This is a genomic window from Candidatus Izemoplasma sp. (assembly GCF_982632705.1).
Genome location: NZ_CEXEES010000031.1, coordinates 1 through 17,717, shown reverse-complemented (window position 1 = coordinate 17,717; position 17,717 = coordinate 1). Strand labels below are relative to the sequence as shown.

The window sequence follows — 17,717 nt, the reverse complement described above, 5'->3', positions numbered from 1 at the left end:
CATTTGAACCAAAATAATCATTGTTAGGATCTAAGAACGTATATGACACAGCCTTATGTAAATCAATTGTTTCAATAATGATGTATGAAGGAATGTAATAGACTCCATCAGCCGTGTTAAACATTGTATATGTTAAACGTAATCGTGCTCCATCATCTGTAATAATATAAGCATACACATCTTTTGTGTCCCCTATTACATCAACTTCTTCATAATTGAAATCACCATTTGCGGCACCGTTACTTAGTTCTACAGTGCTTCCGTAATCGACAACAACCATATCTTCAACAATAATATCAAATGTATCTAAGAATGCTTTAAAATCTTCACTAATGTCTTCAAAATTATTTATGTTTGTGAAGTCATAATGAACTGTGTTTTGTAATGACTCATCCTTTTCAAATACAAAGTACTCATTGTCAAATGTATAACTATATACAATAGTCTCAGCAATCCCGTTACTATGCGTTAATGATATTGTATCTGTTTCTAATAGACTGAACCCTTCCATTTCTTCGAATGGGTCTCCTTTAGTACAACCTGTTAATGTGATAGTTAGTGCTAAAACACTAATTATTAGTAATAGTTTTTTCATCGTATCACTCCTCGAAATTATTATAACAAAAAAGAAGTGTTTTTACACTTCTTTCTTTAAGTTACAAAATATTATTTGTTAGATACAATTGTTTCACAACGAGGACATAGTCCTTCTTTTGTTTCATCCACAACTTGCCAGCATCTATCACATGTTTCACCATCAGCTTTTAGAACATCAATTGATAGGTTATTGAATGTGAATTCACCAGTTCCTTCTTTGATTTCTAATCGAGAAACGATGAATACTTGTTGTAGGTTCACATTTAATGATTCTAGTAATTCTTTTACTTCATTTTCTGGGTAAAGAACCAATTTAGCGTTAAATGATTTACCGATTACTTTATTGTTTCTAGCTTCTTCTAGTGCTTTTAATACATTATCTCTTACTGCCATGAATTTGTCGTATTTAACAACAATGTCTTCATTTCCTAATTCTTTAGCAAGAGGCATGTTTTCTAAATATACATTTTCTTCAGTATGATGAGGTAAATGTAAGTACGCATCATTTGTAGTATGTGGTAAGAACGGTGTTAATAACTGAAGTAAGCTTAAAGTTACATCATATAACACTGTTTGAATACTTCTACGTTCTATATTACGTTCACCTTCGATGTATAATACATCTTTTGTGTAATCTAAATAGAATGCACTTACTTCTCTTGTTACGAAGTTTGTAACATTTCTATAAACAGAATCAAATTCGAAATGATCATATCTATAAGTAGTATCTGCTATTAATTTGTTTAGTTTCAATGAGATATATTTATCAATCTCACCAAGTTCCTCAAATGGTACTCTATCAGTACTTGGATTAAAATCAGCTAAGTTACCAAGCATAAATCTAAATGTATTTCTAATTTTACGGTAGCTTTCACTAACTTGTTTCATCATATCATTACTGATTCTAACATCAGATTGATAATCAACAGAAGCAACCCATAAACGTAAGATATCTCCACCCATTTGTTTCATTATTTTAAGAGGATCGATAACATTACCCATTGATTTACTCATTTTACGACCTTCACCATCTAATACGAATCCATGTGTTAAACATGTTTTATAAGGTGATTTACCCATTTTAGCAACACCTGTGCTTAATGAACTATTAAACCAGCCTCTGTATTGATCAGATCCTTCTAAGTATAAATCAGCAGGATATTCAAGACCAAAGTCTTTCATCCCACCATGATGTGATGTTCCACTGTCGAACCAAACATCTAAGATATCTGTTTCTTTAGTGAATTCACCGTTTGGTGAAGCAGGATTAGTATAACCGGCTGGTAGTAACTCTTTGGCTTCTTTTAGATACCAAGCGTTACTTCCTTCAGTTCTAAATACTTCAGCAACATGTTTGATTACATCTGCGTCTAGTATTTCAGTTCCATCTTCATTATAGAATACAGGAATTGGAACTCCCCATGTTCTTTGACGACTGATACACCATGCTTTTCTATCTTTAACCATGTTTTCCATTCTTACTTCTCCCCATTTAGGGTACCAAGTAATTTCTTTTATCTCATGTAACATATCATCTTTTAAAGATTCAATACTAGCGAACCACTGAGCAGTTGCTCTAAAGATAACAGGTTTTTTAGTTCTCCAATCATGAGGATAACTATGTGTGAACCATTCCATTTTTAATAGATAACCTAGTTCATCTAAATCTTTAACAACTGATTTATTACAGTCATCTATGAATTGACCTTCGTACTGAACTGCTTCAGCAGTCATATATCCTTTTCCATCTACTGGGCATAATGTCTCTAAACCGTACTGTTGCCCGATCATAAAGTCATCTTCCCCGTGTCCAGGTGCAGTATGTACCAAACCAGTTCCGCCCTCGACTGTTACGTGGTGTCCTAAAACAACAGGACTTACTCTATCATATAAAGGATGCTTGTAGCTCATACCTTCTAATACTTTACCTTTTACTTCTTCGATTAATTCAACTTTATCCCACTCTAAACGAGCTGTTAAATCTTCAATTAATTCAGAAGCTACTAAATAGTTTTCTTTGTCATTTACTTTGATATAAGAATATAAGATTTGATCACCAACAGCGATCGCTAAGTTAGCTGGGATTGTCCAAGGAGTTGTTGTCCAAATTAAGAATTTGAAATCAAATGCGACATCAAACTTCTCAACAGCGTCCATTGCCACGTAGATTGAAGGAGATTTCTTATCATGATATTCAATCTCTGCTTCTGCAAGTGCAGTTTCACTTGAAGGAGACCAAAAGATTGGTTTTAATCCTTTAAAGATTAACCCTTTTTCTACCATAGAAGCAAATACTTCCATTTGGCTTGCTTCATACTCAGGTTCTAATGTTACATATGGGTTATCCCACTCACCTAAGATACCTAAACGTTTGAACTGTTCTCTTTGCTTATCTACTTGTTCCTTAGCATATTCAGCACATAATTTTCTAAATTCTACTTTTGGTATTTCATGTCTTTTAACTTTTTTAGTCTTAACAAGCGCCGTCTCAATTGGTAAACCATGCGTATCCCAACCTGGTACGTATCTTGTATAAAAACCTTTCATACTCTTATAACGTACAACAAAGTCTTTTAATACTTTGTTTAACGCATGTCCGATATGGATGTTCCCATTCGCATACGGAGGCCCGTCATGTAGTACATAAGGTGTGTTATCCTTGTTTTTTAATAATCTTTTGTTGTATAAATCTTGTTCATTCCATTTTTCTTGCATTAGTGGTTCATTTTGTCCTAAGTTTCCTCTCATTTTGAAGTCTGTCTTAGGCATTAATAATGTGTGTTTATAATCCATGTTACTTCACTCCTTTTTGTGATCTTTCTACTCTTTTAAACCTTTAATAGGTCTGTTTTTTCTTATTCTATATATTACATATGCTCCGATAGTATAAATAACGACTTCCCATATAACAATTCTAAACAACATACTTTTTATTTCTTTAAATGTTCTTACTCCATCACGAAGTAAGTCTGGACCAAACAAATACGTTAATCCAAGTAACACTAACAGTGGAAAAACTGGTATCCAAACTCTATAGTCTAATAATTCAAAATTCCTATAACGATTATACATAATACGTCCCCCTTACAATTCTTTACTATCTTTATATAATGCATACACAGCGATTAATACTGCGTATATTATAGTCCATGTGATCAACGCAATTGTCATCATCGTTGATGCTTCACTTGCGGTACGTCCATTTTCAATAAGCCATTCTAAACTTCCAATAATAACGATATATCCAACAAACCAAATAACTATAAATGGAATAACTATCTTATTCTCAAGTAACCATTTTATTGCCATATACCTTGTTAATATCCCCATACTCAGATCACCCCATACAATAAAAAAAGCCCGTCCTAAAATTAGGACGAACTATATAATCCGCGGTACCACCTATGTTCTGATTTCTCAGCACTCAATCTAGTTAACGCCTAGTTACGTATAACCCTACATATCGGATTATAAACTTAGAGGTGATATCTCTTATAGTTATGTATCCAAGTTTTCAGCTACCCTTGGTCTCTTTTAATACATAATGATATAACAGCGTGTCCTCATCAATGTCTTTATACTAGGTTATTTTAACAAATATTGTTTAAAATACAACCTTTTTAAATAAATTTTCCATATTTCAAAACTATTTTATCTTTTTTAGATCTACCCATTGCATCTAAGATGATGAATCTACCATGTTTTCTAATAGATACAATATCTTCTTTTACAAGCTCTTTTGCATGTTTATTAGATACTAAGTGGTTTACTTTGATAAAGTCGTTCTCAATCATGATTTTAGCGTTTATTCTTGATTGTTTAGTGATTCTAGCAACGACCAAATCAAGTCTCATTGAATCAATGAATTGCTTATGTTCCTCTAGGTTGATCACTCGTTCTAATTTAGAACCATCTATTTCCTCTAACTCAATCGTTTGATTTCCAATAGAAGTGAATTCATTTCTAATAAATTCACTTAATTCACCAATCACAAAGAAAGCATCACTTTCAGGTAAAATATCACCAACTGTATTACGTTCTATGTTTAATGCGAGGATACTTCCTAGAATATTTTGGTGTGTTAAGGTTAGAAAATTCTTGTTGTAAAGGATTTTGAAGCAAACGATGTCTTTGATATCAGTATTGATGAATGCACGCTTGTACTCAGCGTTTTGATATCCTCCTGATAACTCTAAATAGATGTATTTACATTTATTTTTAAGCTGTGCTTGTTCGGTTAATGTTAGGAATTTGGTTGTTGTGATGGTTGATGGTGTATAGTGTTTTATCTTATCTTGGAATTTCATATAAAAAGAAAGATGAGTTTCCTCATCTATTGTTTATAATCTTTAACGAATTTACGCAAAGAACCATCTTTATAGTCTGCCTTTGTCGCAAATAAGAATATTTTGGCTTGTATTTCTTCTATTTCACCATCAATTGCGAATGTAACTCCGCTTAAGAACGTGATAACTTTGTTTGCCTCTACTTCATTAAATGACTCGAAGTTTACAATCAAAGGCGTACCATATAAAAGTTGGTTCGCTAGTTTTAAAACGTCAATATCTTTATCCATCATTACAAATTCTACACGATCAAACGCTGTCTTGTTTTTTGCCATAGTTACACCTCTCTACTAAATAGTACACTACCTAAGCGAACGAACGTACTATTATGTTCTTGCGCTATTAGGTAATCATTGCTCATTCCGATACTTAATTCATTACATTCAATGTTACATTGTTCTTTAATTAAAGATTGTAGTTCGTTTAAAATTGCAAACGAATTACCAATCACTGTTTTGTCATTTGTGTGCTCTGCCATTCCCATTAATCCAATAACATGGATATTCTCTAAATGGCTTACTTGATTAATAAAGGGGATGACATCGTCTTTATTAAGACCATGTTTATTTTCTTCATCACTAATATTGACTTGTATAAAGCAATTGATTGGTGATGTTCTTCTTTTATTTACTTCTTCAGCTAGTTTTATTGTATCAAGACTATGCAAATAGTCAATATCGTTGATTATTTTTTTAGCTTTTTTTGTTTGCAGAGTACCAATGATATGCCATGTAATATCAAGATCTGATAGGTCTTGTTGTTTTTCTTGTAGTAATTCTACTCTGTTTTCTCCAAAGTGAGTGATTCCTTTATGAAAGAGTTCTCTCATTTCTGTAGAAGTAAAGTATTTTGTAGCTGCGACGACTGTGACGTTTTCTTTAATATCTTTTAAAACGTCTTCAATATGCCATTTCAATTCTTTTTCCTTGTACTATATGTATAAAGACTTGTTAAGGTAGCGATCAATACAAAAAGCATCAATTTGACAAAGTCACCCATATTTGGAATGAATACAATTGATAATATTATGACTGATACTACTGCTAAATACATTAAAAAATACTTTTTATTCATATTATCACCTTTAAATGAAAAAAGCGCATAAGCGCTTATTTAAATCTTGATTTTAACCATGAAGGGATAGCTGTTTTAGAAGGTTCTTCTTGATTCTCAACTTGTTCATTTTTCTTTTTAACACGTTTCGATTTCTTCTTCTTTTTAGGCTCGTCTTCAACTGGTTTTTCTTCTACTTGTTCTTCCTCAGAATGAGGTTTAACACCAATGTCTTTGAATTCTACTTGATTCTTTTCATCGAATCCAGCAGCAATACAAGTAACAATAATTTCTTCTGTGATATCTTGGTTTATAGTTGTACCGTAAATAATGTTTATCTCAGTAGAACTTGCATTTTGAATTGCTTCAACAGCTTCGTTTACTTCCCATAAAGCGATATCTACACCACTACTTATATTTACGATAGCATCAGTTGCACCATCGATATTTGCATCTAATAATGGACTATGGATTGCTTTTCTTGTCGCTTCGATTGCTCGATCTGGACCTGATGCAATTCCGATTCCCATTAATGCAGTACCTTTATCTTTCATTACCGTTTTAACGTCAGCAAAATCAACGTTGATTAGTCCAGGTACAGTGATTATTTCAGCAATCCCTTGTACACCTTGACGTAATACGTTGTCCGCTTCTCTAAATGCTTCTAGCATACTTGTTGAACGGTCCACTACATAAAGTAAACGATCATTAGGCACAACGATTAATGTATCTACGAATGGTTTTAAAGCGTCTAATCCTTCTAATGAAGTTGCGACTCTTCTTCTACCTTCGAAACTAAAAGGTTTTGTTACGATACCAATTGTTAAACATCCAAGTTCTCTTGCAAGTTTAGCGATAACTGGTGCAGCTCCTGTACCAGTTCCTCCACCCATACCAGCGGTAATAAATACCATGTCAGTATCAGTAAGAAGTTCTCTCAATTCGTCTTCGCTTTCAATAGCAGCACGTCTTCCTATTTCAGGATCCGCTCCTGCCCCTAATCCTCTAGTTAACATCTTTCCAATTTGGATTCTTGAATCCGCTTTAGAAAGTCTTAATACTTGTGCATCTGTGTTAATCGCGACGAATTCTACACCTTGAACATCATTTTCGATCATTCTGTTCACTGCGTTTCCGCCTCCACCACCAACACCGATTACTTTAATTGAGGGTTTTTGATTAAAATTATCCATTGACTCAAACATATAATTACCTCCAATTAACAATTTAATTTATTATATCATACAATACGTAAAAGTTTAATAAAAATAATTAAATAATGGCTTATTTATAGTATCTACTAAAGAACTCATCTTTAAAGTCATTTAGCCTATCATTTTGTATTGCTTCTCGTATTTGACTACTTAATTGCTTTAAAAAGTACAAGTTATGATAACTCACTAATCTTGGACCAAGACGTTCTTCTGCTTTAAATAGATGTCTGATATATGATTTTGAGTATGTTGTACAAACTTTACAATCACAATTCTCATCTAACGGTGCACTGTCTCTTTCAAAGCGTTTATTCTTAATGACCAGTCGCCCAGTTGATGTCATTGCACTTCCATGACGAGCAAGTCTTGTTGGATTCACACAATCAAACATATCAATCCCTCTTATTACACCTTCGATTATATCATCAGGTGTACCAACACCCATTAAATATCTTGGTTTGTCAGTTGGCATAACGTCTTTTAAGTGGTCAAGGACTTTGTACATATCCTCTTTGCTCTCTCCAACGCTTAGTCCACCAATACTATATCCAGGGAAATCCATTTCAATTAGCGCTTCAGCGCATTTTACTCTTATGTCTTCAAAAGGTCCACCTTGTACTATACCAAACAACGCTTGGTCATGTGGTCTTTGATGTGCATCTTTACCTCTTTTAGCCCATCTCAACGTACGTTCAACACTGTTTTTCATATATTCATACGTACTATCAAATGGAGGACACTCATCAAAACTCATTATAATGTCTGCCCCTAAGTTATTTTGAATATGAATGCTATCTTCAGGAGACATAAACAATTTCTCACCTGATTTATGATGTCTGAAGGTAACACCTTCTTCTGTTATTTTTCTCATTTCACTTAAACTGAATACTTGATAACCACCACTGTCAGTTAAAAGGGCATGATTCCATTTCATGAACCCTCGGATTCCACCTTGTTCTTTAACGATGTCATCACCTGGTTGAAGCCATAAATGGTATGTGTTTCCTAGTATTAATCCATCACTAACTTCTTCTATTTCTTTTGGTTCAAGAGTTTTTACTGTCGCTTTAGTTCCGACAGGCATAAAGATTGGAGTTTCAAAACTCCCATGAGGAGTATGTAGTACTCCATAACGTGCTCCTGTTTGTTTACACACGTGTTTTAATTCATATTTAATTGCCATATTATCACCATTTCCATTATACATTACAAAACGTAATATTTCTACATATTACGTTTGGCATTACTAATCATTAATTTTATTCTATTCAACTGATTAATCTCTGTAGCTGACGTATCATAATCTATTGCTACAATGTTACCTTCTGGATACTTTTGCTTGATCTTTTTAAACATACCTTTACCTGCAATATGGTTTGGTAAACAACCAAATGGCTGTGTACAGACTATATTTGGTGCCCCAGCATGGATCAATTCAACCATTTCAGCTGTAAGTAACCATCCTTCACCAACGTGCATACCACGTGGTAATAATCCATCTGCGAATTTGTGTAAATCTTTATACTTAGTAAAGTTTCTAAATCCATATTTCTTAAGGATTTTACGTACCCTGTTTCGTCTGAATTCGATAAAGTTTAGAATGAACTTATAAACCCAAGCAACCCATTTCTTACCACCATATGCATAGATATCATGTAAACTACTATCAAATGTATACATGAAGAAATCTAATATGTTAGGAGTTACTACTTCGCAACCTTCATCACGTAGTGTTTTTTCAAGATTGTTATTTCCAAGCGGACTGTATTTAACATAAATCTCTCCTACAATTCCTACTCTTGGTTTCTTAACTGATTTATCTACTTCTATTTCACTAAAGGCTTTAACAACATATTCAAATCGTTTCTTAGGAAAATAAACAACACCTATAAATGATCTATAAAAGTATTTATAAAGCTTTTTCTGCACTTTTTGATATACTGCTTCTGTTTCCCCTTTATTGACTTCATAAGGGGCAGTTTCGTTGTATATCTGCATAATCATATCACCCATCATAATACCGGTGATCAGTTTTAATAAGATATCTGAGTTAACTTTAAATCCAGGATTCTTTTCTAATCCTCCTGCGTTTACACTGATAACTGGGATATAATCATATCCTGCTTTCTTAAACGCTTTACGGATTAATGATACATAATTGCTCGCTCTACAACCACCACCGGTTTGGGTGATGATTAAAGCTACTTTATGTGTATCAAATCCTTGATTCTTCATCGCATCGATGAATTGTCCAATAACAAGCATCGCTGGAACACAAATATCATTATGGCTATACTTCATACCTTCATGTATTACATCGAAGTTTGTATTTTGTAGTACTGCCGCTTTATATCCTTTACTTTTTAGGATTGGAATAAAGTAGTTAAAGTGATATGGAGCCATAGATGGGATTAATATTGTATAATCCTTTTTCATTTCTTTGGTAAAGAGTACGCGTCCATCTTCGTATATTAATTCTGCCATGGTTCACGCTCCTTCATCGTAGAAAGCAACGATCGTATTCTTATATTCGCAGTACCAAGATTGTTTACTTCATCAATCTTGATTCCTGTGTATAGTTTATTCTCTTTTTCTAAGATATCCCTAACTTCATCAGTAGTTATAGCATCTAATCCACAACCAAAGCTGATTAACTGGATTAAGTTAGCATTTGGTATTTTTGAAATATACTTCGCGCTATCGTATAATCTTGTGTGATACGTCCACTGATTCAAAACTTTTACTTGTTCTTGATCTGATAGTGTATTCACACTATCTTCACTTATAACAACAACGTCTAAACTACGAAGTAACTTAGGAATCCCATGATTGATCTCAGGATCAATATGGTATGGTCTTCCAGCAAGCAATATTATGTTTTTATCGTGCTCTTTTGCATACTCTACTGCTCTTTTACCTTCTTTAATTACATCTAATCTAAAGTTATTGTATTCCTCTAAGCCTTTCTCAAAGGCTTTTTTAATGTCATTCTTCTTAATATCTAGTTTGTCTTTTAAGGACTCAAATATGGCCTTAACAAAATACTGTTTTTTATTCAAACTAACATATGGTTGTGTATATTTATCCATTGGTAAGTCTTCTAAGTTAGCACCAATTACTTCTGGATAAAAAGCAACGATGGGACAGTTGAACTCGTTATCTCTATGTTCCTTTTCAATGAAGTTAAATGGCATATTTGGATAAAATAAGTAATCCATATCTTTTGTGATTATGTTTTCTATATGGCCGTGAACAAGTTTCGCTGGATAACATGCAGTATCACTTGGAATACTGTCTTGTCCTAACTCGTAAAGAGCTTTGTTAGAACGGTCACTTGTAATGACTTTATATCCTAGTTCGTCAAAGAATGTGAACCAAAACGGCATGTTTTCATACATATTAAGAACCATTGGAATACCAATTGTTCCTTTATACTCTTTTGATTCATCACTTACGTAAGACATGATTGAATCGTATTTATATAAGTAAAGATTTGGAATATAATCATTGTTTTGCTTTAATCCAGCTCCACGTTCACATCTGTTTCCAGATATATATTTGGAATCATTAAAGATGTTTATTGTTAGTGGACAATAGTTTTGACACAGTTTACAGGTTGCGTTCTTTGTTTTATATGTAAAATCTTTTAATTGTTGTTTCGTTAGAATGGTTGATTGTCCATTGTGGTTCTCTTTGGCGATTAACGCTGCACCAAATGCACCCATTAAACCTGCGATATTAGGACGGACAACATTCATTCCGATTTCTTTTTCAAACGCTCTTAGAACGGCATTGTTATAGAATGTACCACCTTGAACGATTATGTTTGAACCAAGTTCTCGTTTGATATCAGTGGCGCGGATAACTTTGTATAATGCGTTTTTCACTACACTATACGCAAGCCCTGCGCTGATGTCAGATGGTTTTGCGGCTTCTGCTTGCGCTTGTTTTACACCACTGTTCATAAATACTGTACATCTACTACCAAGGTCAACTGGTTCTAAACTATCTAATGCTAGTTCAGAAAAGTCTTTGATATCATATCCAAGGTTGGTACTGAATGTTTCTAAGAAACTCCCACATCCACTACTACAAGCTTCGTTTAAGATAATACTTGATATAACGTTGTTGTCTATTTTAAAGCATTTCATGTCTTGTCCACCAATGTCGATTATGAAATCGACATCTTTGTTAAAATATGAAGCTGCTTTGTAGTGACATATTGTTTCAACTTCAGAACCATCTAAATGAAATGCGTTTTTAATCAACTCTTCACCATATCCAGTACTGTATGAACTATGAATCATTGTTTTATCATTTTTAAGCTCATATATTTCTTTTAATGCTTCTCTAATAATATCAATAGGGTTCCCTTTGTTATGGCTATAGAAGTAATATAATACTTCGTTTGCTTCACTTAGTAAAACAAGTTTGGTTGTTGTCGATCCTGCATCAATTCCTAGGTATGCATTTCCTGTATATGTTGAGAAATCACGTTCTACAACAGATGCTTCTGCATGTCTGTTTGTAAAATCAGTATATTCCTGTTTATTTTCAAATAATTTGGTTAGTGTTTTTCTCTCTTTATGTTCTATCTTAACCTCATAATCATGTACTTTAGCTATAAGGTCTTCTATTGTAAACTTTGTTTCGGTTGCGTTTAATGCGGCTCCATACGCAACAAATACTTCTCCATCTTCAGGGATGAAGACATCTTTTAAGTTTAATGTCTTAATGAAACGATCACGTAACATACTAGAAAATGTAAGTGGTCCTCCTAGAAATGCTACTTTACCTTTAATTTTACGACCTTGTGATAATCCAGCAATCGTCTGATTTACAATTGCCTGATAGATTGAAACAGCGATATCTGCGTGATTCGCTCCTTGGTTTAGTAAAGGTTGGATATCTGATTTGGCAAATACACCACAGCGCGACGCGATTGGATATATTTTATCAAATCCTTGCGATAATTCATTTAGATGTTCACTATCAGTGTCTAATAGTGTAGCCATTTGATCAATAAATGCACCAGTACCACCAGCACAAGTTCCATTCATTCTTTGTTCTACATTGTTTCCGTCAAAGAATATGATTTTAGCGTCTTCTCCACCAAGTTCAATGCAAACATCTATAGAATCGTCATGGTATCTTAGCGCTTTAGTTGAGCTAATCACTTCTTGTGTAAATTGCACTTTTAAATGATCACTGATTAACATTCCAGCTGATCCTGTAAAATTAAAAAACATGCGTTCATTTGGGTATAATGTATCCACTTTCTCTAATAACGTTATTAAAGAAGTCGTTATACTTGAACGATGTCTTAGGTATTCTTTATATAAGATTTTATTGTTTTTGTCTAATACAACTGTTTTTATCGTAGTACTACCGATATCTACACCTATTTTCTTCATATGCTCACCTACTTAAAGTATGTATCATTATATACTATAATGGCTGTAAAGAGTAGGTCTAATTGAATGTAAGCGTATAAAAAAAGCAGTTTTAACTGCTTTTTAATGGAATTCTAATGAAGTAATAACATATTTCAGAACCACTATGTTCGAATGCATGAACAAAGGTTTGATCCTTTTCGTAATTCTTTAATTCAAAGTCGAATTCATCTAACGCTATTCTTCGAACTTGATTCAAGGCTTCACCAAACTCTGCTTCTGTGAATCCTGGATGTTCAAAGATAAGGTATTTTTGCTCTTCAATTATTTTTTCTTTGAATCCGTATTTATTTTCTATCTTGTAATCAACTGGTGCATCAGTTCCAAAGATGTAACCAGCTTTAGTGAATGCACCGTATCCTTCAGGGTAAATACCAGGAATACTAGCTAGTAACCCATGTAGGTAATCACAGTCCATTCCTTCTTCTTTATCAACCATATCCCAAAAATCGATATAGTTGTCAACGTTATTTCGTTCTAAGTAAATAAACTTATGCTTTGGTGTTGTCTCAAGTCTAATTTTGATTTCTTTGTCGTTCACAATTATCACGTCTCCTTCTTTTTTTAGATGATCGGGAAATAACACATCTTTTTTAAGTAGTAATGGGATTGGTTTCTTTGTTTTTTGATAATGTCCTGGATTGATGCCAAACGCATTATGAAAGGATCTAGTAAATGCTTCTTGGCTATTGAAACCATATTTGAATGCGATATCTATGATTCTTACATTCTTATCTCGTAACTCCTTAGCTGCGTTACTAAGTCTTCTTAGAGTTATGTATCTATTAAGTGTACTACCGGTATACTGTTTGAATTTACGACTAGTATGAAATTCACTGTATCCAATATAATCACTTATAGATTTCAATGATAACTCATCCGTTAATTTTCCATCTATCCAGTTTATTGCCTCTTGTATAATTACTAACATGTGTCACCTCCAAACATAGTGTATCAAAGATATGATTTATTGTTTTGATTCTATTTGCTCTATTTCATTATACCAATATTATTTGACAATAGAAACTGTTTCATATATAGTTATATTGCTTTACAAAACGCAGTTCGTAACCATCCTGCGATAACAAAACTAGGAGGAATATTATGAATATTTTATTATGGTTCGGTTTCGCAATCGTTAACTTCTTAATGATTGTAGGAATCTATAAACTGTTTGGAAAAACAGGGCTTTACGCTTGGATCGCTATGGGAACTATCTTAGCAAACATTCAAGTTATTAAATCAATTGATTTTGATTTAGGATTTATCGTTATTGCCGCGACACTAGGTAATATTATGTATGGAACACTGTTTTTAGTAACAGATGCACTTGGAGAGAAATACGGTAAAAAAGCAGCTAAGAAGGCAGTTTATATTGGGTTCTTCAGTTTATTAGCTACTGTGATCATTATGCAACTGGCATTATTGTTTGAACCAAGCTCATTTGATTTTGCACAAGGAAGTTTAGAAACTATATTTGGTTTCTTACCAAGACTAGCTCTCGGTAGTTTACTGGCATATGGGGTTTCACAAATGTTTGATGTACATTTCTTTAACTACATAAAAAGCAGACAAGATGGAGATCAGAACTTATGGTTCAGAAATATTCTATCTACTGTTGTATCTCAATTGATTGATTCAATCATATTTGTTCCTATCGCATTTGCTCCAGTTGTTATCTTTGGTGCAGAAGGTTTACCATGGGAAGTTGTATGGGAAATATTCATAACAACGTATCTTATTAAAGTAGTTGTAGCTGCTTTAGATACACCGTTTGTTTATTTAATAAAGAAGATAAAACCTTTAGAAGACTAAAAGACATTGAATAATGTCTTTTTTTTGAACTATTCACTTTAGCACCTTGTAGTGGTGCGCTTAATTAGGATGTTAGTTGTAAAATAAAGTATTTATGTCATATGTGTTGAAAACGCTAACATACTAGTATATAATATGCAATGTATGTTAAAATTTTGTTATATAAATTGGAGGTTTTTAAATGAGTAAAAAATATGTAGCTCCCCCGTATAGGATTAAGATGGTTGAGCCGATAAAAGTAACAACAAGAGAACAAAGAGAAACGTATTTAAAGGAAGCTGGGTACAACCCGTTTTCACTAAGAAGCGAAGATGTTTACATCGATTTATTAACAGACTCAGGTACAGGGGCAATGAGCCACTACCAATGGGCTGCATTAATGCGAGGAGACGAAGCATATGCTGGATCTCGTAGTTTCTATAAACTAGAAAAAGTTGTAAAAGATATCACAGGATATGATTATGTTATACCTGCACATCAAGGACGTGGAGCTGAACAAGTAGTTTTACCACAACTTGTAGAACGTGATGGAATGTATTTCATATCAAATATGCACTTTGATACAACAAGAGCACATGTAGAACTAGCAGGGGCTAGAGCATTAGATTGCACAATCCCTGAAGCGTTAAATACTACTGAATATCATCCATTCAAAGGGAATTTTGATTTACCAGTACTAGAAGAAATCATTCTAGAAAAAGGTAAAGAAAACATTGCTGGTATTATTATGACAATCACAAATAATAGTGCAGGTGGACAACCAGTAAGCATGGAGAACATGAGAGAAGTTAATAAGATAGCTCGTAAATACGATATAACTATATTAATCGATGGAGCAAGATATGCTGAAAATGCATACTTTGTTAAACAAAGAGAACCAGGATACGAAAACAAATCAATCAGTGAAATAGCTAGAGAAGCATTTGATTTATCAGATATCTTCTTAATGAGCGCTAAAAAAGACGGTATTAGTAATATCGGTGGGCTTATAGTTATTAAAAATGATACCGATTTATATAATAAATGTAGAACATATATAGTACCTATGGAAGGTTTCCCAACATATGGTGGATTAACTGGACGTGACATGGAAGCATTGTCAGTAGGGTTATTAGAAGCATTAGATGAAGATTATTTAACACATAGACTTGATCAAGTTCGTTACTTAGGTGATAAACTTAGAGAAGCTGGAGTACCTATTCAATATCCAACAGGTGGACATGCTGTATTTGTAGATTGTAAGAAGTTTGCACCACACATTCCATTTGATCAATTCCCAGCACAATCAGTAAGTAACGCTGTATACTTAGAAGCTGGTGTTAGACCAGTTGAAATTGGTAGTTTCTTATTAGGACGAGACCCAGATACAGGATTAAACCTAGAGTCACCACTTGAACTAATGAGATTGACTATACCTAGAAGAACATATACGTATGCTCATCTTGATGTAGTTGCCGAATCAGTTATTGAAGTATTCCAAAACAGAGATAAATTAATCGGATTAGGGTTTGATTATGAACCTCCAGTATTAAGACATTTCACAGCAAGATTAAAACCAATAAAATAAAGAGACTTTACGTCTCTTTTTTATTTGTAAACATAAAAAAAAGAGAGAAATAATCTCTCTTTTACTATGGCTTAATAAACATCGAATCTCCAAAACTAAAGAACCTATACTTCTCTTTTATTGCCTCGTGATACGCATTCATAATCTCTTTTTGTCCTGCAAGAGCACTTACCAACATAATTAATGTGCTTTTTGGTAAATGGAAGTTCGTTATCAAACCATCAATTGCTTTGAATGTCGAACCTGGGTATATAAATATATCGCTCCAACCAGATGCTTCTACAAAGTTATCATAATCCCTCATTATTGTTTCTAACGTTCTTAACGACGTAGTACCTACTGCGATGATTTTTTGCTTATTATCCTTGGCTTTTCGTAAAATTGATGCAGTTTCTTCGTTAATTTGATAAAATTCACTATGCATTTTATGATCATTAATATCTTCTACAGAAACTGGTCTAAAAGTGCCAAGTCCTACATGCAATGTCACATAGGTAATTATTACACCCATATCTCGTAGTTCTTGAAGTAATTTCTCAGTAAAATGTAGTCCCGCTGTCGGTGCTGCCGCAGATCCTTTATGTTTATTGTATACAGTTTGATATCTATCTTGGTCAATCAATTTCTCGTGTATGTACGGTGGAAGTGGCATTTCTCCGAGCTGGTCTAACACTTCGTAGAACACTCCTTCATAGATCATTTCAAAATCTCTGATACCTTCTACATCAATTCGAACACATTTGGCTTTTAATCTTCCGTCTCCAAATGAAACAATAGTGTTTATCTTTACTTTACGGGCTTTCTTAACAAGACATTCCCATACATTATCTTCCTTTTGCTTCAATAATAGAATCTCTATCGCAGCATTTGTCTCTTCTTTTATCCCATATAACCTTGCAGGGATCACTGAAGTGTCATTTAGTACTAGCACATCACCATTTGATAGTTGATTTTTAAGATTTGAAAAGTGGTCATGTGTTATATGGCCACTCTCTTTATCTAATACTAATAGTTTTGAAGCACTTCGATCCTTAAGTGGAGTTTGTGCTATTAATTCTTCTGGTAAGTCGTAATCAAAATCTTTAACTTTCATTAAAATAACCTCATATTATGTGTTTTCTTTAAATGCTTATATGCTTTCTCGGTAGCAACCCTACCACGTGATGTACGTTTTATGAACCCTAATTGTAGTAAATATGGTTCATAAACATCTTCTATTGTAGTTGCTTCTTCACCAATTGAAGCCGCAATACTCTCTAATCCAACAGGTCCACCACCGAAGTTCTCAATGATTCCCTTTAAATAGTCATAATCCTTTGAATCTAATCCTATTTCATCTATATGGAGCTTACTTAAAGCCAACTCACACATATCTTTATCTATTTTTCCGTCGTTCAGTACATCAGCAAAATCTCTAACTCTTCTGAATAACCTGTTTGTGATACGTGGTGTTCCTCGGCTTCTTCTTGCGATTTCAATCGTTGCATCTTCAATGGTTTCTGTTTCAAATATATTTGCTGTTCTCTTACATATTTCTGTTAACTCATCAGTTGTATAATACTCAAGCTTATGGACAACACCGAAACGATCTCTAAGTGGCGCACTCAAATCTCCAAACCTTGTAGTAGCTCCAACTAGAGTGAATGGAGGTAAATCTACTCTTATGCTCTTA

General features: G+C 33.6%; 17 protein-coding genes and 1 other annotated feature. Of the genes, 2 read left to right on the top strand and 15 right to left on the bottom strand.

Translation table 11 applies throughout. From position 1 onward, the window contains the following. From AC2LE6_RS05605 to AC2LE6_RS05545, 13 genes are all read right to left on the bottom strand, one after another. Positions 1–595: hypothetical protein (locus tag AC2LE6_RS05605; RefSeq protein WP_484478279.1), on the bottom strand; the 595-nt coding region annotated here is incomplete at its 3' end. 71 nt (positions 596–666) lie between these two features. Beyond that, entirely contained in the window at positions 667–3,390 is a 2,724-nt protein-coding gene (ileS, locus tag AC2LE6_RS05600) for an isoleucine--tRNA ligase (RefSeq protein WP_484478278.1), read from the bottom strand. A 27-nt stretch (positions 3,391–3,417) separates the two neighbouring features. Beyond that, positions 3,418–3,669 carry a hypothetical protein gene (locus AC2LE6_RS05595; protein ID WP_484478277.1) on the bottom strand — a complete coding sequence of 84 codons (252 nt, stop codon included), beginning with the start codon at positions 3,667–3,669 and terminating at the stop codon, positions 3,418–3,420. 12 nt (positions 3,670–3,681) lie between these two features. Then, complete coding sequence (locus tag AC2LE6_RS05590) at positions 3,682–3,927, bottom strand: hypothetical protein (RefSeq protein WP_484478276.1); 246 nt, start codon at positions 3,925–3,927, stop codon at positions 3,682–3,684. 39 nt (positions 3,928–3,966) lie between these two features. Further along, positions 3,967–4,176 (bottom strand) — a binding site (T-box leader). A gap of 41 nt (positions 4,177–4,217) precedes the next feature. After that, on the bottom strand, positions 4,218–4,904 hold the full coding sequence (locus AC2LE6_RS05585; protein WP_484478275.1) for a YlmH/Sll1252 family protein: 687 nt from the start codon (positions 4,902–4,904) through the stop codon (positions 4,218–4,220). 26 nt (positions 4,905–4,930) lie between these two features. Beyond that, on the bottom strand, positions 4,931–5,218 hold the full coding sequence (sepF, locus tag AC2LE6_RS05580) for a cell division protein SepF (protein WP_484478274.1): 288 nt from the start codon (positions 5,216–5,218) through the stop codon (positions 4,931–4,933). A 2-nt stretch (positions 5,219–5,220) separates the two neighbouring features. Further along, complete coding sequence (locus tag AC2LE6_RS05575; RefSeq protein WP_484478273.1) at positions 5,221–5,859, bottom strand: YggS family pyridoxal phosphate-dependent enzyme; 639 nt, start codon at positions 5,857–5,859, stop codon at positions 5,221–5,223. Continuing rightward, positions 5,856–6,017, bottom strand: a complete 162-nt coding sequence (locus AC2LE6_RS05570) for a hypothetical protein (protein ID WP_484478272.1) — start codon at positions 6,015–6,017, stop codon at positions 5,856–5,858. The genes AC2LE6_RS05575 and AC2LE6_RS05570 overlap by 4 nt, the downstream gene beginning before the upstream one ends. A 35-nt stretch (positions 6,018–6,052) precedes the next feature. Next, positions 6,053–7,201, bottom strand: coding sequence for a cell division protein FtsZ (ftsZ, locus tag AC2LE6_RS05565; protein ID WP_484478271.1), 1,149 nt, complete (start codon positions 7,199–7,201; stop codon positions 6,053–6,055). A 79-nt stretch (positions 7,202–7,280) separates the two neighbouring features. After that, on the bottom strand, positions 7,281–8,393 hold the full coding sequence (gene tgt, locus AC2LE6_RS05560; RefSeq protein ID WP_484478270.1) for a tRNA guanosine(34) transglycosylase Tgt: 1,113 nt from the start codon (positions 8,391–8,393) through the stop codon (positions 7,281–7,283). Positions 8,394–8,434: 41 nt separating this feature from the next. After that, on the bottom strand, positions 8,435–9,694 hold the full coding sequence (locus AC2LE6_RS05555; RefSeq protein ID WP_484478269.1) for a 2-hydroxyglutaryl-CoA dehydratase: 1,260 nt from the start codon (positions 9,692–9,694) through the stop codon (positions 8,435–8,437). Further along, entirely contained in the window at positions 9,682–12,624 is a 2,943-nt protein-coding gene (locus AC2LE6_RS05550; protein ID WP_484478268.1) for an acyl-CoA dehydratase activase, read from the bottom strand. The genes AC2LE6_RS05555 and AC2LE6_RS05550 overlap by 13 nt, the downstream gene beginning before the upstream one ends. A gap of 91 nt (positions 12,625–12,715) precedes the next feature. Further along, positions 12,716–13,594, bottom strand: a complete 879-nt coding sequence (locus tag AC2LE6_RS05545; protein ID WP_484478267.1) for a helix-turn-helix domain-containing protein — start codon at positions 13,592–13,594, stop codon at positions 12,716–12,718. 173 nt (positions 13,595–13,767) lie between these two features. Here AC2LE6_RS05545 and AC2LE6_RS05540 point away from each other — a divergent pair, with 173 nt between their 5' ends. Next, positions 13,768–14,478: a queuosine precursor transporter gene (locus tag AC2LE6_RS05540; protein ID WP_484478266.1), complete on the top strand. Its 711-nt coding sequence runs from the start codon at positions 13,768–13,770 to the stop codon at positions 14,476–14,478. 181 nt (positions 14,479–14,659) lie between these two features. Further along, positions 14,660–16,045, top strand: coding sequence for a tryptophanase (locus AC2LE6_RS05535; RefSeq protein WP_484478265.1), 1,386 nt, complete (start codon positions 14,660–14,662; stop codon positions 16,043–16,045). 64 nt (positions 16,046–16,109) lie between these two features. On the opposite strand, the gene queA is transcribed toward AC2LE6_RS05535, so the two are convergent. Together queA and AC2LE6_RS05525 are read right to left on the bottom strand one after the other, a co-directional pair. Beyond that, on the bottom strand, positions 16,110–17,138 hold the full coding sequence (gene queA / locus AC2LE6_RS05530) for a tRNA preQ1(34) S-adenosylmethionine ribosyltransferase-isomerase QueA (RefSeq protein WP_484478264.1): 1,029 nt from the start codon (positions 17,136–17,138) through the stop codon (positions 16,110–16,112). Then, a partial coding sequence (locus AC2LE6_RS05525) for a Holliday junction DNA helicase RuvB C-terminal domain-containing protein (protein ID WP_484478263.1) occupies positions 17,138–17,717 on the bottom strand: 580 nt, incomplete at its 5' end. The genes AC2LE6_RS05525 and queA, both read right to left, overlap by 1 nt.